Below are 20,799 nucleotides of genomic sequence, written 5' to 3'. Positions count from 1 at the left end.
GCGTACAGCTGTAAGCGAACTGACGGAGTGACTCTTTTCATGTCCGAAGCCCGAACCGACACGACCCAGGCGCGCCCTCAGGAGGCGTCCGCCCAGGCCGCCGCGGCCGCAAGCTCCGGCAGGCACCGTGGCCCGGCCGCCTCGGAGGAGTCCGGCTCCACCCCTCATGGCCGGCACCGCCGGGACAAGCAGACGCAGGACGCGTGACGCCGGTCCGGCGCGCCCCGACCGCCGGACCGCGTGAGAGGCCGTGGCCGCCGCACCGCTGGACAGCGGGCGGCGGCCACAGCCGTATGTGTGGGGACCTCAGCCGTTGTGCGGGGACCTCCGGCATGCGGGGCCCGCGCCGGTTCAGCCGTGTTTGAGGCCCAGCACTTCGGCCGCCGCGAAGGTCTCCTCCGCCGGGCGCTGCGCGTAATACGACGTCAGCAGATCATCGAGCTCGTCGAAGCTGAAGACCTCCTTCGCGGTGTCGAACTTGGCGGCGATCCGCGGGCGTTCGGCGATGGCGACCATGCCGCCGTGGACGACCAGCAGCTGTCCGTTGACCCGGGCCGCGGCCGGCGAGGCGAGGTAGCCGACGAGCGGTGCGACATGTTCGGGGGCGAGCGCGTCGAGCCGGCCGTCCGTGGGCTCCTGGAAGCCTGCGAAAACGTCCTCGGTCATACGGGTGCGGGCGCGTGGGCAGATCGCGTTGGCGGTCACCCCGTATTTGCCCAGTGCCAGTGCCGTGGAGGTCGTCAGGCCGACGATGCCGCCCTTGGCCGCGGCGTAGTTGGGCTGGCCCGCCGAGCCCGCGAGGAACGCCTCGGAGGAGGTGTTGACGATCCGCCCGTGGACCGGGCCGCCGGCCGCCTTGGAACGCTCGCGCCAGTGCGCCGCGGCGAAGTGGGTGGTGTTGAAGTGCCCTTTGAGATGCACGCGGATGACCGAGTCCCACTCGTCCTCGGTCATCGAGAACACCATCCGGTCGCGCAGAATGCCCGCGTTGTTGACCAGGATGTCGAGCTTTCCGTAGGTCTCGACCGCCAGGTGCACCAGTGCGCGGGCCTGTGCGTGGTCGGCGACATCACCGAGGTGGGCGACGGCGGTGCCGCCCGCGGCGCGGATCTCGGCGACGACGTCCTCGGCGGGCGCCGCGGAGGCCTCCCCCGAACCGTCGCGGCCCGGCTGCCCGTAGTCGTTGACCACGACCTGGGCGCCGAGGCGGGCGAGTTCGAGGGCCTCGGCGCGGCCCAGACCGCGCCCGGCACCGGTGACGATCGCGGTCAGGCCCTCCAGTGGCTGTGCCATTCCTGTCCTCTCCAGTGGTCGCGGCACGCGGTGCGGTGCGGTGCGCTGCGAGGGGTGAACGGTGGGCGTCAGATCTCTATGCAGGTGCGCAGCGAGGTGCCGGAGCGCATCTGGTCGAGCGCGTCATTGATCTCGGCGAGCTGGACGCGATGGGTGATCAGGCCTTCGAGGTCGATCCGTCCGGCCCGCCACAGGGCGATGGCCCGCTCGTAGGAGCGCAGCGCATCCCCGCCGCCGTACAGGGACGGCAGGATCCGCTTCTCGTCGAAGAAGAGCTCGAACATATTGACCTGGAAGGTGTCGTCCATGGCGCCCGCGCCGACCACACACAGGGTGCCGCCGCGCCGGGTCATCTCGTAGGCGGTACGGGCGGTGGCGGACTTGCCGACCACCTCGAAGACATAGTCGAAGCCCTCCCCCGCGGTGATCCGGGCCTTGGCGTCGGCGAACTCTTCCGGGGCGACGGCCTCGGTCGCGCCGAAGCGCAGCGCGGCCTCCCGGCGGGCGGGCACCGGGTCGACGGCGATGATCTGGGCCGCGCCACAGGCCCTCGCGCCCTGGATGACGGAGATGCCGACGCCGCCGCAGCCGATGACCGCGACCGAGGAAGCGGCCGTCACCTTGGCGGTGTTGATCGCCGCACCGAGCCCGGTGGTGACACCGCAGCCGATCAGCGCGGCGATCTCGTACGGGACGTCGTCGGGAATCGGGACCGCGCAGTGGGCGTCGACCACGACCTCCTCGGCGAAGGTGCCGGTGCCGGCGAAGCCGAAGACATCCCCGTTGGGGCGCCGGAAGTTGGGCGTGCCGGCGTTCATGAATCCGGCCAGGCACAGATGGGTCTGGCCGCGGCGGCAGGACGGACAGCTGCCGCAGGCGGGCAGCCAGCACATCAGGACGCGGTCCCCCCGGTCGAGTCCGGTGACGCCGTCGCCGACGTCGAGGATCTCACCGGCGCCCTCGTGACCGGGGACGAAGGGCGCGGGCTGGGGCAGCACCCCGTTCATCGCCGAGAGGTCGGAGTGGCACAGCCCGGTCGCCCGGATCCGCATTCTGACCTTGCCGGGGCCAAACCCCACCGCCTCGACGTCGTCGAGGACTTCGAGCTTGTCCTGCCCTGTCTCGTGCTGTACGGCTGCGCGCATGTCACGGCTCCTCTCGTACGGACGACACTCCAGCCCCCGCCCGGACCGGCAAGGCTGTCTTTGGGATCGGCCCTAGCTGTGCTCCACCACGGTGTCCGCGAGTACCGGCGCCTCGTCGCGGTCGGCCGCGGTGACCGACACCTGGACCCGGCCGGGCTCCTGCCACTGCCGGATCCGCAGCGTCTCCCCGGGGAAGACCACACCGGCGAAACGGGTCGTGTACGACCGCACCCGTGCGACATCGCCGCCGAGCACCGTGTCGACGACGGCCTTGAGCGTGACCCCGTAGGTGCACAGCCCGTGCAGGATCGGCCGGTCGAACCCGGCGAGCTTGGCGAACTCGGGGTCGGCGTGCAGCGGATTCCAGTCGCCGGAGAGGCGGTAGAGCAGCGCCTGGTCCGCGCGGATATGGCGTTCGGTGGTCAGATCGGGGGCGCGGTCGGGGAGTTCGAGGCGGGCGGAGGGGCCACGGTCGCCACCGAATCCGCCTTCGCCGCGGACGAAGATCTGGGTGTCGCAGGTCCACAGGGGGCCGTCGTCGTCGGCGACCTCGGAGCGCAGCACGATGACGGCGGCCTTGCCCTTGTCGTGGACGGCGGGCACGGACGAGGTCTGGGTGGCGCGCCCGCGTACCGGGAGGGGGCGGTGCACGGTGACGGTCTGGCCGCCGTGCAGGACCGCGGCGAGGTCGACGTCGATGCCGGGTGCGGAGAGCCCGCCGGCCAGCGCCATCCCGCCGCCCGCGACGGTGGCGAAGCTGGGTAGGACGTGCAGGGCGCTCTCCAGGGTGTAGCGCAGTTCGTCCGGGTCGGTGGCGGGGTGGGCCTTCTCCGGAGTGGCCGCACCGGCGCCGATGCCGAGGTGGTAGAGCTGGACGTCCTTGTGGTCCCAGGCGAGTTCGGTGGTCCGCGGCTCGGCGGAGGTGGCCTTGGCGGCGTCGATGGGCATGGGGCTGCTTGCTCCTTCACCACGAGGGGAAGACCCCGGCCCGGCCGTCCGCACCGTCGACCGTGCCGGGGTCGTATCTGGTCGGCGCGGCCGCGCTCCGACAGCGCACAGGGCACACTTCTAGAACGCGTTCTAGCCGATGGCTCTCATGTATAGCCGATCCGTCCGGCACCCGGAAGCCCTCTGACGCATTGTCAGATACGGGTCCCGGACGGCGGAGGCCCTACCCGGCCGCAGCCCTGCCTCTGCCCCTGGCATGCGTCGCGCACCACCTGCGTCGGCCTGCGCCGCGGCGGACGCACCACCTTCTTTGCACGGACCCACCACTTTCGTTGCGCGGACCCATGACATTTGTCAGAGGGGATCGTCGACATTCGCATCTGCCGCGGCCCGGCCACGCTCCGTAACGTCGAAGGCATGCAGACGAGAGGCGGAGTGGGCATGGCAGGGACGACAAGGCCCGGCAGCACAGCGGAAAGGGCTGGTGACGCCGCGGCGGTGGGATTCTCCGGGGTGACACGGAGTTATGGCGCGGTGCGGGCCGTGGACGGACTGGACCTGGAGATCGCGGCGGGCGAGACGGTGGCGCTGCTCGGACGCAACGGCGCGGGCAAATCCACCACCCTCAACATCCTGCTGGGGCTGCTGCCGCCCAGCTCGGGAACGGTCCGGCTGTTCGGCGACGCACCGGAGTCGGCGGTGCGGGCGGGCCAGGTGGGCGCCATGCTGCAGGACGGCAAGGCCATCCCGCGGGTCACCGTCCGCGAACTGATCACCTTCGTCGCCGCCACCTACCCCCACCCCATGGACGTCGCCGAGGCACTCGAACTGGCGGGCCTCGACGGGTTCGGCGGACGGCGGGTGGACAAGCTGTCCGGAGGGCAGGCCCAGCGGGTCCGCTTCGCGGTGGCGCTGGCCGGCAACCCCGAGCTGCTGGTGCTGGACGAGCCGACCTCGGCGCTGGACGTCGAGGCGCGCCGCACCTTCTGGCGCTCGATGCGGGCCTATGCCCGCCGGGGCCACACCATCCTGTTCTCCACCCACTATCTGGAGGAGGCGGACGAGCACGCCGACCGGATCGTGGTGATCGACCGCGGCCGGGTGGTCGCCGACGGCAGCGGCGAGGCGATCAAGCGGCGGGCAGGCGGCTCGCGGGTCTCCTTCGACCTCGCGGGCGCGGCCACCGGTCCGCTGTCCGGGCTTCCCGGTGTGAGCGCCGTGGAGATACGCGGCGACCGCGCACTGCTGCGGACGACGGACTCCGACGCGACGGTCCTTGCCCTGGCCGAACTCGGCCTCGTCCGCGGACTGCAGGTCACCCCCGCCAGCCTGGAGGACGCGTTCCTCGCGCTCACCTCCGCCGAAGCCACCCCCGCCGCCCCGGCATTCACCGCCGGCGCCCGGACCGCGAAGGAGAGCGTGTGATGCTCGACTACATCCGTCTCGAAGTCCGCCGCACCCTCCGCGACCGGGGCTATGTCATCTTCGGTATCGGGATGCCGGTGCTGATGTATCTGCTGATGACCAACATCGGCGTCGGGCCGGGCGGCGCCGACCCGGAGTGGAAGATCGCTTCGATGGTCGGCATGGCCGCATATGGCGCGCTGAACGCGGCGATCGGCACGGGCACCGGTGTCGCCGAGGACAAGCAGCTGGGCTGGCTGCGCCAGCTGCGCATCACCCCGCTGAGCCCTCTGCGGGTGGTGGTGGGCCGCGGGCTGACCGGCTCGGTGACGGTGCTGCCGGCCCTGGCCTCCGTACTGCTGGTGGGCGCGCTGGTCAACGACGTCCGGATGCCGGCCTGGCAGTGGGGCGCCCTGGCCGGGCTGCTGTGGATCGGCACCGCCCCGTTCACCCTGCTCGGCCTCGGCAACGGCTACCGCATGTCCGCGCAGTCCACCGGCGTGGTCAACACGGGCTGTGTGCTGCTGCTGTCGATCATCGGCGGTCTGTGGTTCCCGCCCGAGCTGTTCCCCGACTGGCTGCGCTCACTGTCCTTGTGGACGCCGGGCAACCGCTTCGCCGAACTCGGCCGGAGCATCACCCACGACAGCGCACCGGGCCTGGCCGCAGTGGCGGTGCTGGGCGTCTGGCTGGCACTCTTCGGCGGATACGCGGTGTACGCGTACCGTCGGGCCGCACGCATGGTGTGACCGGCGATGGCGCAGACCTGGGAAGCGACAGTGCAGCACACAGAACGACGGACCGCGGGCGAGAAGGGCCCCGGCGGCGCGGACGACACCGAGGACTCCTGCCGGCCCGGACGGCCGGCCGGGAAGCCGGACAACAGGAAGCCCGACAGCGGGCCGGGCAAGTACGCCTTCCTGCCCTGGCTGCTGATGGGTATGGGCGCCATCTCCAACATCATCCAGGGCAAGACGGGCAACCCCTGGCTGGCCGGTCTCGGTCTGCTCGCCTTCAACTCCTTCTACATCAGCGTGGTCTGGGCCTCGTTCAACCCGCGGTTGCGTGACTCCCGCCGCCCCCTGTACGCCCTGGGGATACTGACCGCCATCACCTTCGCCATCGCGATCGGGTTCGGCGGCAAGTGGTTGCTGTTCTTCCCGCTGCTGTCGCTGGCCTCCGGCACGGTCCGTGCGCTGCGCGGCAAAAAGCTCGCCATCTGGCTGATCGCGCTCAGCGGGGCGGCCGGATTTCTGGCCGGCTGGCACGACGACGACCCGTGGGGCTCGTTCGGCATCGGTTACGGCACCTTCCTGTCCGGCATGGTGACGGCCACGGTCCTGAGCCTGTTCGACGCCATCCAGAAGCTGAACGCCACCCGCCAGGAACTGGCCCGCAGTGCCGTCGAGAAGGAGCGGCTGCGCTTCTCCCGCGATCTGCACGACCTGCTGGGGCACACCCTGTCCGTAGTGGTCGTCAAGGCCGAGGCGGTCCGCAGACTCGCACCCCGCGATCTGGACGCGGCGCTCGCCCAGGCCGCCGATATCGAGGCGGTCGGCCGGCAGGCACTGACCGAGATCCGCGAGGCGGTCAGCGGCTATCGCGAGGGCGGTCTGACCACCGAGCTGGACCGGGCCCGTTCAGCCCTGGAGGCGGCCGGTATCGAGCCCGTCGTACGGCAGGCCGGGCCGCCGCTGCCCCCGCAAGCCGGCGCCCTGCTGGGCTGGGTGGTCCGCGAGGGCGTCACCAACACCGTCCGGCACAGCTGCGCCACCCGCTGCGAGATCGCGGTGCACGCCGACGAGGAACGGGTACGGCTGACGATCACGGACGACGGCCGCGGCCCCCTGAGTTCCGGCACTGCCACGGGCCCCGGCCCGGCCCGGCTCCGCGACCGTGTCCCCGGCCGCGGCGGCGGCTACGGGGACGGGGACGGCGGCCAGGAGGCGGACGGCATACCCGCCGCGGACGGCACCGTCAGCCCGTCCCCTACGGACGACACCGGCGACACCGGCAACGCGGGCGGTCCGGCGCTGCCCGGCCGGTCGGGGCCGGTCGGCGGCACCGGGCTGACGGGACTGGCCGAGCGCCTGGCCGCGGCGGGCGGGACACTGCACAGCGGCCCCGACGGCCGGCACGGCTTCCGGGTCACGGCCGAACTCCCGGTCGGCACGGACGACAGGGCGGATGCGGAGGAGAGCACCAGGTGATCAAGGTCCTGCTGGCGGAGGACCAGGGAATGATGCGGGGCGCGCTGGCGCTGCTGCTCGACCTGGAAGCGGATATGCAGGTCGTGGCGCAGGTCGCGGCGGGCGACCGGATCGTCGCCGCCGCCCTCGACGCCCGTCCCGATATCGCCCTCCTGGACATCGAACTCCCCGGCCGCAGCGGTCTGGACGCCGCGGCCGATCTGCGCGAACAACTGCCGTCGTGCAAAGTGCTGATAGTGACGACCTTCGGCCGCCCCGGCTATCTGCGCCGCGCCATGGAGGCGGGAGCGTCCGGTTTCCTGGTGAAGGACGGCCCCGTGGAGGAGCTGGCGGCGGCGATCCGCCGGGTGCTGGCCGGCGAGCGGGTCATCGACCCCGGCCTCGCCGCGGCGGCACTGAGCGCCGGACCCAATCCGCTGACCCAGCGGGAACGCGAGGTCCTGACCGCCGCCGTGGACGGCGCCACGGTCGCCGATATCGCCGGCCGGCTCCACCTCTCCCAGGCCACCGTCCGCAACTACCTCTCCGCGGCCATCGGCAAGACCGGCACCCGCAACCGCATGGAAGCGGTGCGTGCGGCGCGGCAGAACGGCTGGCTGTAGGGCGTGTCCACAACGTCCCGTCCGTCTCGCGGCGCCTGAGCGGGCAGAGCGCACGACGGGGCGACGGCCGGGCGCCCATGGGCGCGACGGGGGTAGCCAGGTGCCCACTGGCACAGCGGGTGTCGGCCCGGCGCCCACGCACCCGCCCGGCCCGGCCGCGGCCCGGCCCGCGGCGAGGCCGGCCGGCGGGTGTCAGCCGTGCGCCGCGTCCGCCCGTCGCTGCGGCAGTGCGACGAGCATCAGCAGGATGCTGCCGAGCAGGACCACCGAGCCGACCTGGAAGGCCAGTCCGTAGCCGTCCGCCAGGGCCTTCAGGCCGTCGCCCGCCTCGATCCGGGCCGCGGCAACGGTGGACAGGACCGACAGGCCCAGCGCGCCGCCCATTTGACGGGAGGTATTCATCAGGCCGGAGACCAGGCCCTGGTCGGCGGGGTCGGCCCCGGAGGTCGCGATGGAGGCGATCGGCGTCGCGGTCAGGCCCGCGCCCAGCGCCATCAGGATGCCCGGGCCGAGGATCGTGCCGAGGTAGGTGCCGTCGACGTCCATCGTGCCCTGCCAGACCATGCCGCACGCGGACATCACCGCACCGGCGATGGCCAGCGGCTTGGCGCCCAGATGGTTCATCAGCCGGGGCGCGATCTTGGAGCCCAGGACGATGGAGAGCGAGTGCGGGATGAAGGAGAGCCCGGCCTCCAGCGGCCGGTAGCCCAGCACGTTCTGCACATAGAGGGACAGGAAGTACCACATGGAGAACATCGCGGCGCCGGCCAGCACCATCGCCCCGTTCGCCGAGGAGACCGAGCGCAGCCGGAAGAGCCCCAGCGGCATCAGCGGTGCCTTGGCGCGCGCCTCGACGGCGAGGAAGGCCGCGACCACGACCAGCCCGGCGGCCAGCGGCAGCAGCGCGGACAGCGACGCCCAGCCGTCCGTCTCGGTCTGCACGATCCCGTAGGCCACCAGCCCGAGCCCGGCCGTCACCAGCAGCGCGCCGGGCACATCGAGCCGCCGTCCGGCCCCCTGCCGGCTCTCGGTGAGCCACAGCACCGCGCCGCCCAGCACCAGCGCCCCGACCGGCACATTGATCAGCAACACCCAGCGCCACGACAGGAATTCGGTGAGCGTCCCGCCCACCAGACCGCCCACCGCACCGCCGCCGGCGCCGACCGCCGTCCAGGTGGCGATGGCGCGGGTACGGGCCGGTCCTGCCGGGAACGACGTGGTCAGGATGGTGAGGGTGGCGGGCGAGAGCACGGCCGCGCCGATGCCCTGGACCGTACGGGCCGCGATCAGCTGCCAGGGCTCCTGCGCCAGCCCGCCCCCCAGGCTCGCGACCGTGAACAGCGCCAGCCCCAGGACGAAGATCCGCTTACGACCGAAGAGGTCGGCGGCCCGGCCACCGAGCAGCATGAAGCCCGCGAAGGTGATGACGTAGGCGTTGACGATCCACTGCAGACCCAGCTCGCTCAGGCCCAGACCGGTCCGCATGGCGGGCAGCGCCACATTCACGACGGAGACGTCCAGGATGACCAGGAACTGCCCGGAGCAGACCAACAGCATCACCAGCCAGGCCGGCGGGGCCGCCCTCCGGCGCGCGCTCTCGGTCAGGGTGGCGGGGGTGGCTATCGGCGGCATGCCGACCATGCTCGCATTCGTCGCTTGAGTCCTGCATCGGTATATCGCTGCATGAGCCACCTGACGGGAGACCTAGGCCGAAAGTCGCAGGGGGGCGGGGCGGCGGGGTGGGGACTTAGGGGGTGGGCGAGGCGTTCCCCTAGGGGGCGGCATGGCCCCCGATAGGCCAACTACCCATTGGCGGGGGCCAGTTAACGTCGATCGACTGGACCGGCGGCGTCGGGCCCAGCCCGGTTGAGCTCCGCTGAGACCGGCTGAGCTCGGCTCAGTCTGGCCGAGCCCGCCTGAGACCGGTTGAGCTCGGCTCGGTCTGGCTGAGCCCGGCTGAGACCGGTTGAGCTCGGCTCAGTCTGGCTGAGCCCGGCTAAGTCCGGCTGAGCTCGACTCAGTCCGGCCGAGGCCGGCTGAGACCGGTTGAGTCTGATTGAGACCGGCCGAGCCCAGTTACTGGGACCACAAGGTCTCACCGTCGGCCCCCGGTTACCGCGCCCACCAGGCCCCACCGGACCCCGTCCCCCACCCCCCAAGCTCACCTGCGCAGCAGCGTCACCACCGCGGCGCCGCCCAGGCCGATGTTGTGTGCCAGGCCCACCCGGGCGCCGGGGACCTGACGTTCGCCCGCGGTGCCGCGCAGCTGCCAGACCAGCTCGGCGGCCTGCGCCAGCCCCGTCGCGCCCAGCGGATGCCCCTTGGAGATCAGGCCGCCGGAGGGGTTGACCACCCAGCGGCCGCCGTAGGTCGTGGCGCCGTCGGCGACCAGCTTCCCCGACTCCCCGTCCGCGCACATGCCCAACGCCTCATAGGTCAGCAGCTCGTTGACCGAGAAGCAGTCGTGCAGCTCGATGACGTCCACGTCCTCGATGCCGAGACCGGCAGCCGCATACACCTGCCGGGCGGCGGCACGGGACATCGGTTTGCCGACGACATCGATGCATGACCCGGACGCGAAGCTCTCCTCGGTGTCCGTCGTCATGGCCTGCGCGACGATCTCCACCGCCCGGTCGGCCAGGCCGTGTTCCCGCACGAAGCGCTCGGAGACGACCACCGCCGCGGCCGCGCCGTCGGAGGTCGGCGAGCACTGCAGCTTGGTCAGCGGCCGGTGGATGGTCTTGGCGGCGAGGATCTCCTCGACCGTGTAGACGTCCTGGAACTGGGCGTTCGGGTTGTGGGCCGAGTGGCGGTGGTTCTTGGCGCCGACGGCGGCGAGCTGTTCGGCGGTGGTGCCGTAGCGCTCCATGTGCTCGCGGGCCGCGTTGCCGAAGATCTGGGCGGTGGGCGGGGTCATCTCGAAGCCGTGGGCGGCGGCCATCACTCCGTAGTGGCGCGCCACCGGCGAGGTGCTGAAGTCCCCGGCGTCCGCGCCGCCGCCCAGCGCGCCCCGCTTCATCTTCTCGAAGCCCAGCGCCAGGACACAGTCGTTGAGGCCGGACTCGACGAACTGGCGGGCCATCATCAGCGCGGTCGAGGCGGTCGCGCAGTTGTTGTTGACGTTGTAGACGGGGATGCCGGTCAGGCCCAGTTCGTAGGCGGCGCGCTGGCCGGCCGTCGAGGCCTGGTAGCAGTAACCGACCGGCAGCTGCTCGACCGCCTCGTAGCCGATCCCGGCGTCCGCGAGCGCCGTGCCGCCCGCCTCCTTCGCCATGTCCCAGTACTGCCAGTCACGGGTCTCGGGCTTCTCGAACCGGGTCATCCCGACACCGACGATGTACGCCTTGCCAGCCATACGTGTCCTCCTGGAGGTGGCTGAGTCCGGGGATCAGATCAGGGGGCGCGGCTCCGGGTCGCGGGGCAGACCGAGCAGCCGCTCCGCGACGACATTGAGCTGCACCTGGGTGGTGCCGCCGGCGATGGTCAGACAGCGCGACATCAGGAAGCCGTGCAGCGCCCGTTCGCCGGCGCCTTCGCGCACCGCGCCGTCCGGGCCGAGCAGCTCCAGCGCCAGCTCGGCGACCTTCTGCTGGTGCGGGGTCTGCACCAGCTTGCGGATGCTGGCACCGGCTCCCGGCTCCAGCCCCGACACCTGCTGGAGCGTGGTGCGCAGCCCGATGCAGCCCAGCGCGTGCGCCTCGGCGGCCAGCGCGCCCACCCGCGCCCGCACCGATCCGTCCAGCTCGGCGGCGCGGTCCAGCAGCGCCGTCAGACCGGTGTCGAAGGTCAACTGGTCGGCCATGTGGACGCGTTCGTTGTCCAGGGTGGTGCGGGCCACCTTCCAGCCGTTGTCGACCTCGCCGACCACCGCGTCGGCCGGCAGCAGCACATCGTCGAAGTAGACCTCGTTGAAGAGCGACTCGCCGGTGATCTCCTTCAGCGGACGGGTGTCGATGCCCGGGGTCTTCATGTCGACGAGGAAGAAGGTCAGCCCCTTGTGTTTGGGCGCGTCCGGGTCGGTGCGGGCCAGCAGGATGCCGTGGCTCGCCCACTGGGCGGCCGAGGTCCACACCTTCTGGCCGTTGATCCGCCAGCCGCCGTCCGCCGTCCGCTCGGCGCGGGTCCGCAGGGAGGCCAGGTCCGAGCCGGCCTCGGGTTCGGAAAACAGCTGGCACCAGAGCAGATCACCGCGCAGCGACGGCAGCAGACAGCGCTCCTGCTGCTCCGGGGTGCCGTGGGCGATCAGTGAGGGGACGACCCAGGTGGCGATGCCCAGATCGCTGATCCGGACGTCGGCGGCCGCCAGCTCCTGCTGGATCGCGAGCTGTTGTACGGGGCCGGCGCCCAGTCCGTAGGGCGTGGGGAGGTGCGGTGCGGCGTAGCCGGTGGGGGCCAGTGTGCGGCGTACGGCCGCGGGGTCGAGGCCGCGGACGCCGTCGATGACCGTGCGGGCCTCGGCCCGGAACTCCGCTGCGTCGGCGGGGAGTTCGAGGTGCAGCGGGCGCCGGGCGCCGTCGGCGGCATACCGGGCGGCCCGCAGCCGGTGGGTGTCGCCGCTGCCGAGCAGCTGGCGGGCGACCGTCGCCCGCCGCAGATGGAGGTGGGCGTCGTGTTCCCAGGTGAAGCCGATGCCGCCGAGGATCTGGATGCAGTCCTTGGCACAGCTGACGGCGGCGTCCAGGGCGGTCGCGGTGGCCAGCGCCGCGACCAGTCCGCGGACCGCGGGCGGCTCGTGCAGCGCGCGGGCCGCGTCCCAGACCAGGGCAGCGGCCTGCTCGTAGCGCACGAGCATGTCGGCGCAGAGGTGTTTGACCGCCTGGAACTGGCCGATGGGACGGCCGAACTGTTCGCGGACCGCGGCGTGTTCGGCGGCGGTGTGCAGCGCCCAGGAAGCCGTGCCGCAGCTCTCGGCGGCCCACAGCACCCCGGCCAGGTCGCGGACCAGGTCGCTGTCGACGGCGAGCCGCCGCTCGGCGGGCACCGGGACTCCGTGCGCGCGCACTTCGGCGGTCGGCCTGGTGGGGTCGGCGCTCTCCTGGACGCGTACGGTCAGCGCCCCGGCGTCGACCGCGAGCCAGACCGTCTCCCCCGCCCGTCGCCCGCCTCCGCCGTCGCGCACCGCCCCGTCCGCGGCGCCCTTCGCTCCCCCGGCACCCTCCGCTTCCCCGGTGAGCCCCGCTTCCCCGGCAACCTCCGCGGCCAGCACGATCAGATCCGCGTCGGCGCCGGACAGGACCGGGGGCGCGGTGCCGTCCAGGACATAGCCGTCGGGGCTTTCGACGGCGGTGAGCGAGCCCGTGCCGAGTGCGACGGCGCCGATGCGTGCGCCGGTGGCGAGGGCCCGTACGAGGGCCGGGGCGCCGCCGCGGTGCAGGAGTGCGGCGGCGAGGGTGGTGGGCAGACAGGGCCCGGGGAAGGCGGCGCGGCCCAGTTCCTCCAGCACGACGGCGAGGTCGAGCAGTTCACCGCCCCCGCCTCCGTCGGCCTCGGGGAGATGGAGCCCGAGCAGGCCCTGGGCCGCGAGCTGGTCCCAGTACGCGGGCCGCCCGGTGCGCGCGGGCGCGGTGTCGAGCAGCTTGCGCACCGCTTCGGGCGGCACCGCCCGCGCGGCCCAGCCGCCCGCCGCCTCGGCCAGGTCACGTTGGTCTTGCGTGATTCCGATGCCCATGCGGAGCAGACTAGAACACGTTTCATTCTGACGGAAGGTCAGTTCGGGGGTTGGTTCGGGGGTAGTTCAGGGGTCGATTCGGGGTCGGCTCGGGGGTCGATTCGGGGTCGGTTCGGGGGTCCGTTCAGGGGTCGGTTCGGGCACGTCCGCGGTACCCGTGGCCGCCGGACCCGCCGTCGTACAGCGGCCGCCACCGCCGTTCCCGTAACGGGCAGGAACCGGCGGGGATTCCCCGGGGAACGGTTCGGATGCGAACAGGAAACGGTCCGGTGAATTCCGTCGCGAACGCCATTTCCTTCCCCTCCTTCCCTGCCGACTCCCCCGCCCCCGAATTCACCGCTTTCGGGCATCACGGAAACCGCAGACGATAAAACGACGGGAACAGTCGGGGAACGGACCGGAACCCGGCAGGAACCGGCAGGAACATCCGGGCCGCCCGACACGCGGGAAATGCGAACCGCCGTTCCGATATCCGAATGCCCCACCGGGACACCCGCACTCCACCCGCGCCGCGCCGTACGGCACGATGAGCCCCTGACCGCACCACAGGAGGAAGCCCATGCCCGCTCCCACGGCTCCGACCGCTCCGCAGCCGGAGATACTCGCCGCTTTCGAGGCGGCGAAGGGCTTCATGCCCGTGGACGAGGGCCTCGCCCTGTACGCGGCGGCGGCCGAGGCGGCGACGCTCGGGCTGCCGCTGGTGGAGGTCGGCACCTACTGCGGCCGGTCCACGATCCTGCTCGCCGACGCCGCGCGCACCGCCGGGGTCCCCGCCGTCACCGTCGACCACCACCGGGGCAGCGAGGAGCAGCAGCCCGGCTGGGAGTACCACGACCCGACCGTCGTCGACCCAGAGGTCGGCCGGATGGACACCCTGCCCACCTTCCGCCGCACCCTCCACGCCGCGGGTCTGGAGGAGCATGTGATCGCCCTGGTCGGCCGGTCGCCGCAGGCCGCGGCCGTCTGGCAGGCCCCGGTGGGACTGGTCTTCATCGACGGCGGGCACACCGACGAGCACGCCACCGCCGACTACGAGGGCTGGGCGCCGCACCTCGCGCCCGACGGGCTGCTGGTCATCCACGATGTCTTCGCGGACCCGGCGGACGGCGGCCAGGCCCCGTACCGCATCTATCGCAGGGCCCTGGAGTCCGGCGCCTTCACCGAGATCTCGTCCCACCGGTCGCTGCACGTACTGCGGCGCACCGGGACGGGCATCTGAGCGGGCTACGATCGCCGACGTGTCGAACGGCAGTTCTCTCCCCCCGCACCGCCGCCTGCGCGGCACCCTCCTCGTCGTGCTGGCCTCCGTGGTGGTCGCCGGCCTGGGCGGCTGGCTGGTCTGGCACGCGTCGGGCCGCGACGGCGGGCCAAGAGCCGGGCAGCCCGCACCGAGCGACCCGACGGAAAGCGCCACCGGCCGCGGCGGCAGCCACACCCCGGGCGGCAAGGGCTCCAAGGACCACGGCCCGCGCGCCGGCCTGAAGGGCAAGGTCGTGGTGCTCGACCCCGGCCACAATCCGCACAACGGCGAGCACGGCCGGGAGATCGCCCGGCAGGTGGACATCGGCAACGCCCGCAAGGAGTGCGACACCACCGGCACCGCCACCAACGACGGTTACGCCGAGGCGTCCTTCACCCTGGACGTCGTCCGCCGGGCCCGCACGCTCCTCCAGGAGCAGGGCGCCAAGGTCGTCCTGACCCAGGACGGCGACCGCCCCTACGGGCCGTGTGTGGACGAACGGGCCGAGATCGGGAACAAGGCGCACGCCGATGCCGCGCTGTCCCTCCACGCCGACGGTTCGGGGGCCGGCAACCGCGGCTTCCATGTCATCCTGCCCGCGCGTGTCACGGACGGCCCGGCCGACACCGCCGCGATCGTCGGGCCCTCGCGCCAGTTGGGCGAGCGGCTGGCCGGCCGGTTCCGCGCGGTCACCGGAAGTGCGGCGTCCAATTACATCGGCGGCGGCACCGGACTCGACAAGCGCTCCGATCTCGGCGGCCTCAACCTCTCCACGGTGCCGAAGGTGTTCCTGGAGTGCGGCAATATGCGCGACCCGAAGGACGCCGCGCAATTGACCGACGCCGACTGGCGGCAAAAAGCGGCCCGCGGGATCACCGAGGGCATTACGGACTTCTTGACACGCTGACCCGGCCACCGGACCGGATCCGGAAGCCACCTGATACGGATCCGTGACGACGTACCGATAGCGCGCGGAAACCAACAGGACGGGCCGCCGGATTCGGCGATAGGTTCCCCTTTACGATGGGTGGCCACCGCCGTGCCTCGCACTGCGCGCACCGCGACAGCGACGACCGGACCCACGAAACCGACAAAGGACCCTTACGTGAACATCCGCTCCCTCACTCGAGGCGACGGCGTGGTGATCGGAGCAGCGGTGTTGCTGTTCATCGCCTCGTTCCTCTCTGCCACCGGCGGCCCGGAGTGCTCCGGGCAGCTCGCCAAGTACTGCGAGGCCCAGGACTACAGCAGCATCAACGCCTGGGACTCGGTGTCCGTCCTGATGAGCGTGTACCTGGCCGGGGTGATCGGCGCGGCGATCATCGTCGTCAGCCGTGCGCTGCCGCAGCAGCAGGCGCGCAAGGTCGCCGGCCTCGACCTCGGCCAGTTCGGTGTCGCCCTCACCGTGTTCGCGGCATGGACGGCGTTCTGGACCCTCATCGACGCCCCGAGCGCCGGCGCGGGCCTGATCATCGGCCTGATCGCCACCCTGATCCTGGCCGGTGGCGCCATCGCCACGCCGCTCCTCCCGCCCCTCAAGGTCGCCCTGATCGGCGCCCCGAAGCCGCAGGCCGCCGCCCCGTACGGGGCGGGCCCCAACCCGGGTTACGGCTACCCCGGTGCGCAGCAGCAGGCGAGCCAGGGCTACGGCTACCCGGGCGGCCAGCAGCAGCCGCAGCCCGGCCAGCCCCAGGGCCAGCAGGTGCCGGTGGACGGCACGGCCGGCGGTCCGGCCGGAGCCACCGCGGCGGCCGGCGCCCCGGCGGACTTCGCGCCGTTCTGGTTCGCGGTGCCCGTCGCGCGCCCGCTGTACGGCGAGGACGGCGCCCCGGCGCCGATCGCCGAACTGGCGCCCGGCACCTGGTACCTGGCGGTGGAGCAGCGCGGCCAGGCCCTGATCGCGCAGACCCAGGACGGCCGGCGCGGCGTCCTGCAGGACACCACCGGTATCCAGCGCGGCTGACACCGGACGCACAGCGGTCCTTTCGCGGCCCCTCGCCCCTGCGGGCGGGGGGCCGTTGCGCTGCCGGCGGCCCGGCCGTACAGTTCGCGGACACTGGAACTGACGTAGCGTCAGGTTTCGAGGGCCTCATCAGGGACCTCATCAGGGATCTGGTCAGAGATCTCGTCACCGTTCCGCCGGAGAGGGGCGATCGGTATGCGACTCGGTCTGGCACTGGGTTACTGGGGCCGCGGCCCGGACCCCCGGCACCTCGAACTCGCGCGCGCGGCCGAGCGGCTGGGCTATGACTCGGTGTGGACGGCGGAGGCCTGGGGGTCGGACGCCTTCACCGCGCTCACCTGGATCGCCGCCCACACCTCCCGCATCAAACTGGGCACCGGTATCGCACAGATGGCGGCCCGCACCCCCACCGCCACCGCCATGCATGCACTGACCCTCGACCATCTCTCCGGCGGCCGGCTGCTGCTGGGCCTGGGGCTGTCCGGACCGCAGGTCGTCGAGGGGTGGTACGGACGGCCGTTCCCCAAGAGCCCGCTGACCGCCACCCGCGAATACGTGGACGTCATCCGCCAAGTGCTGCGCCGGAAAGGGCCGGTGGAGCTGGACGGCGCCTTCCACCCGCACCCCTACCTCGGCGCTGACGGCACCGGCCTCGGCAAGCCCCTCAAGCCCATCACCCATCCGCTGCGCGCCGACCTCCCCCTCCTGCTGGGTGCGGAAGGGCCCAAGAACATCGCCCAGACGACCCGGATCGCCGACGGCTGGCTGCCGCTGTACTGGTCGCCGCAGCGCACCGACGTCTACCGGGCGTCCCTGTCCCAGGCCCCGGAGGGCTTTCTCATCGCCCCCATGGCCCGCGCCGTGGTCTGTGACGACGTTGCCGAGGGGCTGCTTCCGGTCAAGGCGATGCTCGGCTTCTACATCGGCGGGATGGGGCACGCGGCCAAGAACTTCCATGCCGATCTGATGGCCCGGATGGGCTTCGAGGAGGAGGCCCGCCGGGTGCAGCAGCTCTTCCTCGAAGGCCGCAGACAGGAGGCGGTGCTCGCCGTACCGGACGCGTTCGCCGATGAGATCTCGCTGGTCGGCCCGCGCGAACGGATCGCGGAGCGACTGGAGTTGTGGCGTACCGGCCCGGTCACGGACCTGCTGGTCACCGCCCCCGACCCGGACACCCTACGGGTACTGGCCGAGCTCAACTCCTGACGGCCGCGGGCGGCTCACTGGAACGAGGCCCACTCCAGCCACCGGTCGAGCAGTGCGCGCTCGCCCAGGACCTCGACCCGGTCGCTGTCGGCGGGCAGCCTGCGGTACATCACGCCGAGGAGGTCGGTGAGCGGCCCGCGCAGGGCGACCGCCGCCTTCTCATGGGCGCGGCGGTGGACGGGCCGGTCGCCGGTGAGGTCGAGCAGCCACTCGGCGTTCAGCTCGGGAGGGGTGTCGGTGGCGTGGAGGTGGAGGGTGCGGCCGGGGCCGAAGAGCTGCCCGCGCTCCGCATGGTGCGCCGTGACCTGCGGCAGGGCGCACAACTGCAGCCACTCCTCCAGGCAGTCGGCGGCGACCTCGGGCGGGACGTCGAAGGCGGCGCCCGCGGTGAGCGCGGCGTCGGCGCGGTGGATCACCGTCTCGTGGGTCATCCGGCGGGCCCAGAAGCCCGTCCGCTGCACCGGCGACCAGGTCCATACCTCGGTGTCGGGGCCGGCCTCGCGCAGCGCCGCCACGGCCTGGTCGACACCGGCCGCGAGCCAGGCGTCCAGCGCCGCCGCGTCGTCCTTCTCGGGCCCGTCGCTCTCGGGGATGTCGGCTTCGTCGATGTCCGTGGCGGACCGGGTGGCGACGATGGCGCCGACCCACCGGTGCGCACCGCCCACGTGCCGCGCGAGGTCGGCCAGCGTCCAGTCCGGGCAGGTGGGCACGGTCGCGGACAGATCGGCGCCGCGCACCGTCTCCCGGAACTTCGTGGTCTCTTCCAGGAGATGGGTGCAGTAGGCGTCGTGACTGAGTGAGCCGTGGAGAGTCATGCGGCGCACAGTAACGGGCGGTTCCACGGCCCGGCCTCCCCTTTTCGCGCGGAGCCGGGCATCGTTGGCGCCGCTTCCCGGAAGCCCGTACGGGCAGTCCTTACGGGACGATCCGTACGGGCGGTCCGTACGGGCGGTCCGTACGGGCGGTCGTACGGGCGGTCGTACGGGCGGTCGTACGGGCGGTCGTACGGAATGATCCGTACGGACCGGCCCTACGGGTCCCCTGGCCCCGGCGCCCCCCGTACAGGCGCCGGGGCCAGGGGAAGCCCCTTACCGGCAGCAGTCCGGATCGAGGCCCGTCGGCAGGTGCTCGCCCCCGAAGACCGTGGTGGTGGCCTCGTCGCCGCCCAGGGCGGCCACCGCGAGCAGCAGCGAACCGGCCGTCCAGGAGGTCAGTTCGCGTGGCCAGATCGCATCGTCGTCGAAGACATAGCCGGTCCAGTACATGCCGTCCTCGGCGCGGAGGTGCTGCATCCACTTGAGGATCTGTACGGCCCGCTCGGACTCCCCCATCGCCCACAGGGCGAGCGCCAGTTCCGCGCTCTCGCCGCCGGTGACCCAGGGGTTGGGCAGCACACAGCGCACGCCCAGGCCGGGCACGACGAACTGCTCCCAGTCCGCGTCGATGCGCTCGCGGGCCTGGGAACCGCGGACCGCGCCGCCGAGGACCGGGTAATACCAGTCCATGGAGTAGCGGGACTTGTCCAGGAACCGCTCGGGGTGGCTGCGTATCGCATGGCCGAGGCGGCCGACCGCCAGCTCCCAGTCGGGCTGCGGCTCCTCGCGCTGTTCGGCGAGCGCCAGAGCGCAGCGCAGCGCCTGGTAGATGGAGGACGAGCCGGTCAGCAGCGCGTCGTTGACGGGCGTGCCGTCGTCCTCGCGCTTCCAGCCTATCTCGCCACCGGGCTGCTGGAGCTCCAGGACGTACTCGATCGCGGCGTGGACCGCGGGCCACATGCGGTCGAGGAAGGCCTCGTCGCCGGTGGACAGGAAGTGGTGCCAGACGCCGACCGCGAGGTACGCGCAGAAGTTGGTCTCGCGGCCGCGGTCGGTGGGTGCTTCGGCGTCGCCGTCGGCGTAGGCCGCGTACCAGGACCCGTCGGGGTTCTGGTGCCGCACCAGCCAGTCGTACGCGGCCTCGGCGCGCTCGTGTTCGCCGGCCGCGTCCAGGGCCATGGCGGCCTCGGTGTGGTCCCACGGATCGAGGTGGTGGCCGCGGAACCAGGGGATCGCGCCGTCCGGCCGCTGGGTCGCCAGGATGCCGGCCACCGTGCGGGCGGCCTGCTCGGCGGTGAGCACCCCCGGCAGGACGAGCCGTTCGGTACGCCCGGGACTTGTCACTTGGCGGCCCCGGCGGAGGGCTTGGCGGAGGCCTTGGACGCGCGCTGGGCAGGGGCCTTGGACGCGTTCTTGGCGGGGGCCTTGGCACCGGGCTTGGCACCGGACTTGGCGCCCGGCGCGGGCTTTGGGGCCTTGGCGGCGGGCCCGGCCGCCGGCTCGGCGGCCGGGGCGGCGGATGCCGCGGCGGGCTCGCCCGCCTCCGTGGTGGCCGGCTCGGCGGCGGCCGCCTGGGGCAGATGCGGCTTGGTGGCGTAGACGACGAAGCTCTTGCCGATGACGGGGTTCAGCGCCCGCTCCGCGAGCCGGGTGGCCAGCGGCTTCTTCATGATGTCCCAGACCAGCAGCTTGTGGTACGCCTGCACCGGCAGCGCCTTGTCGTTGTCCACCCCGAAGGCGCACTTCAGCCACCAGTAGGGGCTGTGCAGCCCGTGCGCGTGGTGCGTGCCGTAGGGCTCCAGACCTGCTTCCCGCATCTTGCCCAGCAGTTCGTCGCCGCGGTAGATGCGGATATGGCCGCCCTCGACCTCGTGGTAGGCGTCGCTGAGCGCCCAGCAGACCTTCTCGGGGCCGTACCGGGGGACGGTGACGGCGATCCGGCCGCCGGGGCGCAGCACCCGGACCATCTCGGCGAGCACCCCCTTGTCGTCCGGGATGTGCTCCATCACCTCGGAGATGATGACGACATCGAAGCTGTCGTCGGGGAACGGCAGGTTCAGCGCATCGCCTTCCATGGCGGTGGCGGAGGCGCCCGCCGGGGCCTCCCCCGCCTCCTCCATCGCGGCGAACCACTTGGCGACCTCGCGGATCTCCTCGCCGTTCTGGTCGAGGGCGACGACCTGCGCGCCGCGCCGGTAGCACTCGAAGGCATGCCGGCCGGCGCCGCACCCCAGGTCGAGCACACGGTCGCCCGGAGCGAGCGGGAAACGGGAAAAGTCGACGGTCAGCACGGCGTTCTGCTTTC

General features: G+C 72.3%; 17 protein-coding genes and 1 pseudogene. 9 read left to right on the top strand and 9 right to left on the bottom strand.

Translation table 11 applies throughout. The annotated features are described in order from the left end of the window. Positions 1-39 precede the first annotated feature (39 nt). Positions 40-207 (top strand): hypothetical protein, encoded by a 168-nt coding sequence (locus STRNI_RS29425; protein WP_018093309.1) that lies wholly within the window; start codon positions 40-42, stop codon positions 205-207. 144 nt (positions 208-351) lie between these two features. On the opposite strand, the gene STRNI_RS29420 is transcribed toward STRNI_RS29425, so the two are convergent. From STRNI_RS29420 to STRNI_RS29410, 3 genes are all read right to left on the bottom strand, one after another. Continuing rightward, on the bottom strand, positions 352-1,293 hold the full coding sequence (locus STRNI_RS29420) for a 3-oxoacyl-ACP reductase (RefSeq protein ID WP_274735269.1): 942 nt from the start codon (positions 1,291-1,293) through the stop codon (positions 352-354). 68 nt (positions 1,294-1,361) lie between these two features. Then, a complete protein-coding gene (locus STRNI_RS29415) occupies positions 1,362-2,438 on the bottom strand; it encodes a Zn-dependent alcohol dehydrogenase (RefSeq protein ID WP_093647613.1) in 1,077 nt (358 codons plus the stop codon). Positions 2,439-2,510: 72 nt separating this feature from the next. Continuing rightward, complete coding sequence (locus STRNI_RS29410; protein ID WP_159488431.1) at positions 2,511-3,386, bottom strand: MaoC/PaaZ C-terminal domain-containing protein; 876 nt, start codon at positions 3,384-3,386, stop codon at positions 2,511-2,513. A 441-nt stretch (positions 3,387-3,827) separates the two neighbouring features. Here STRNI_RS29410 and STRNI_RS29405 point away from each other — a divergent pair, with 441 nt between their 5' ends. Genes STRNI_RS29405 through STRNI_RS29390 form a run of 4 tightly spaced genes read left to right on the top strand, consistent with a single transcriptional unit; the run spans position 3,828 to position 7,602 of the window. Next, positions 3,828-4,811: an ABC transporter ATP-binding protein gene (locus STRNI_RS29405; RefSeq protein WP_277412330.1), complete on the top strand. Its 984-nt coding sequence runs from the start codon at positions 3,828-3,830 to the stop codon at positions 4,809-4,811. Next, positions 4,811-5,539 carry an ABC transporter permease gene (locus tag STRNI_RS29400; RefSeq protein WP_277412329.1) on the top strand — a complete coding sequence of 243 codons (729 nt, stop codon included), beginning with the start codon at positions 4,811-4,813 and terminating at the stop codon, positions 5,537-5,539. The genes STRNI_RS29405 and STRNI_RS29400 overlap by 1 nt, the downstream gene beginning before the upstream one ends. A 6-nt stretch (positions 5,540-5,545) precedes the next feature. Continuing rightward, positions 5,546-7,000 (top strand): histidine kinase, encoded by a 1,455-nt coding sequence (locus tag STRNI_RS29395; RefSeq protein ID WP_277412328.1) that lies wholly within the window; start codon positions 5,546-5,548, stop codon positions 6,998-7,000. Continuing rightward, positions 6,997-7,602: a response regulator transcription factor gene (locus STRNI_RS29390; RefSeq protein WP_018093316.1), complete on the top strand. Its 606-nt coding sequence runs from the start codon at positions 6,997-6,999 to the stop codon at positions 7,600-7,602. The genes STRNI_RS29395 and STRNI_RS29390 overlap by 4 nt, the downstream gene beginning before the upstream one ends. Before the next feature lie 192 nt (positions 7,603-7,794). On the opposite strand, the gene STRNI_RS29385 is transcribed toward STRNI_RS29390, so the two are convergent. From STRNI_RS29385 to STRNI_RS29375, 3 genes are all read right to left on the bottom strand, one after another. Further along, complete coding sequence (locus STRNI_RS29385) at positions 7,795-9,243, bottom strand: MFS transporter (RefSeq protein ID WP_277412327.1); 1,449 nt, start codon at positions 9,241-9,243, stop codon at positions 7,795-7,797. A gap of 520 nt (positions 9,244-9,763) precedes the next feature. Then, the gene (locus STRNI_RS29380) at positions 9,764-10,957 is read right to left on the bottom strand and encodes a lipid-transfer protein (RefSeq protein ID WP_277412326.1); all 1,194 of its coding nucleotides are present in this window, start codon (positions 10,955-10,957) and stop codon (positions 9,764-9,766) included. Between the two features lie 33 nt (positions 10,958-10,990). Continuing rightward, positions 10,991-13,270 (bottom strand): acyl-CoA dehydrogenase family protein, encoded by a 2,280-nt coding sequence (locus tag STRNI_RS29375; protein WP_277412325.1) that lies wholly within the window; start codon positions 13,268-13,270, stop codon positions 10,991-10,993. Positions 13,271-13,829: 559 nt separating this feature from the next. Between STRNI_RS29375 and STRNI_RS29370 the strand changes: the two genes are divergently transcribed. The 4 genes from STRNI_RS29370 to STRNI_RS29355 all read left to right on the top strand — a co-directional run bounded on the left by STRNI_RS29370 (position 13,830) and on the right by STRNI_RS29355 (position 17,679). Then, on the top strand, positions 13,830-14,489 hold the full coding sequence (locus STRNI_RS29370; protein WP_109889369.1) for a class I SAM-dependent methyltransferase: 660 nt from the start codon (positions 13,830-13,832) through the stop codon (positions 14,487-14,489). Positions 14,490-14,508: 19 nt separating this feature from the next. Next, complete coding sequence (locus STRNI_RS29365; protein WP_277412324.1) at positions 14,509-15,417, top strand: N-acetylmuramoyl-L-alanine amidase; 909 nt, start codon at positions 14,509-14,511, stop codon at positions 15,415-15,417. A 198-nt stretch (positions 15,418-15,615) separates the two neighbouring features. After that, positions 15,616-16,473, top strand: a complete 858-nt coding sequence (locus STRNI_RS29360; protein WP_109889371.1) for a DUF5336 domain-containing protein — start codon at positions 15,616-15,618, stop codon at positions 16,471-16,473. A 195-nt stretch (positions 16,474-16,668) separates the two neighbouring features. Further along, on the top strand, positions 16,669-17,679 hold the full coding sequence (locus STRNI_RS29355; protein WP_277412323.1) for an LLM class F420-dependent oxidoreductase: 1,011 nt from the start codon (positions 16,669-16,671) through the stop codon (positions 17,677-17,679). Between the two features lie 14 nt (positions 17,680-17,693). Here STRNI_RS29355 and STRNI_RS29350 read toward each other — a convergent pair whose 3' ends face one another. From STRNI_RS29350 to STRNI_RS29340, 3 genes and pseudogenes are all read right to left on the bottom strand, one after another. Further along, on the bottom strand, positions 17,694-18,494 hold the full coding sequence (locus tag STRNI_RS29350; RefSeq protein WP_274735285.1) for a maleylpyruvate isomerase family mycothiol-dependent enzyme: 801 nt from the start codon (positions 18,492-18,494) through the stop codon (positions 17,694-17,696). A 273-nt stretch (positions 18,495-18,767) separates the two neighbouring features. Beyond that, positions 18,768-19,838, bottom strand: a complete 1,071-nt coding sequence (locus tag STRNI_RS29345) for a prenyltransferase/squalene oxidase repeat-containing protein (RefSeq protein ID WP_093647369.1) — start codon at positions 19,836-19,838, stop codon at positions 18,768-18,770. Between the two features lie 215 nt (positions 19,839-20,053). Continuing rightward, positions 20,054-20,785: pseudogene (locus STRNI_RS29340) on the bottom strand (class I SAM-dependent methyltransferase); the annotation flags it as partial. Positions 20,786-20,799: the final 14 nt, after the last annotated feature.

This window comes from Streptomyces nigrescens (genome assembly GCF_027626975.1).
Taxonomy (GTDB): Bacteria; Actinomycetota; Actinomycetes; order Streptomycetales; family Streptomycetaceae; genus Streptomyces; species Streptomyces nigrescens.
Note: the sequence above shows the minus strand (reverse complement) of the source record. Positions and strands in the feature narration are given on the sequence as shown.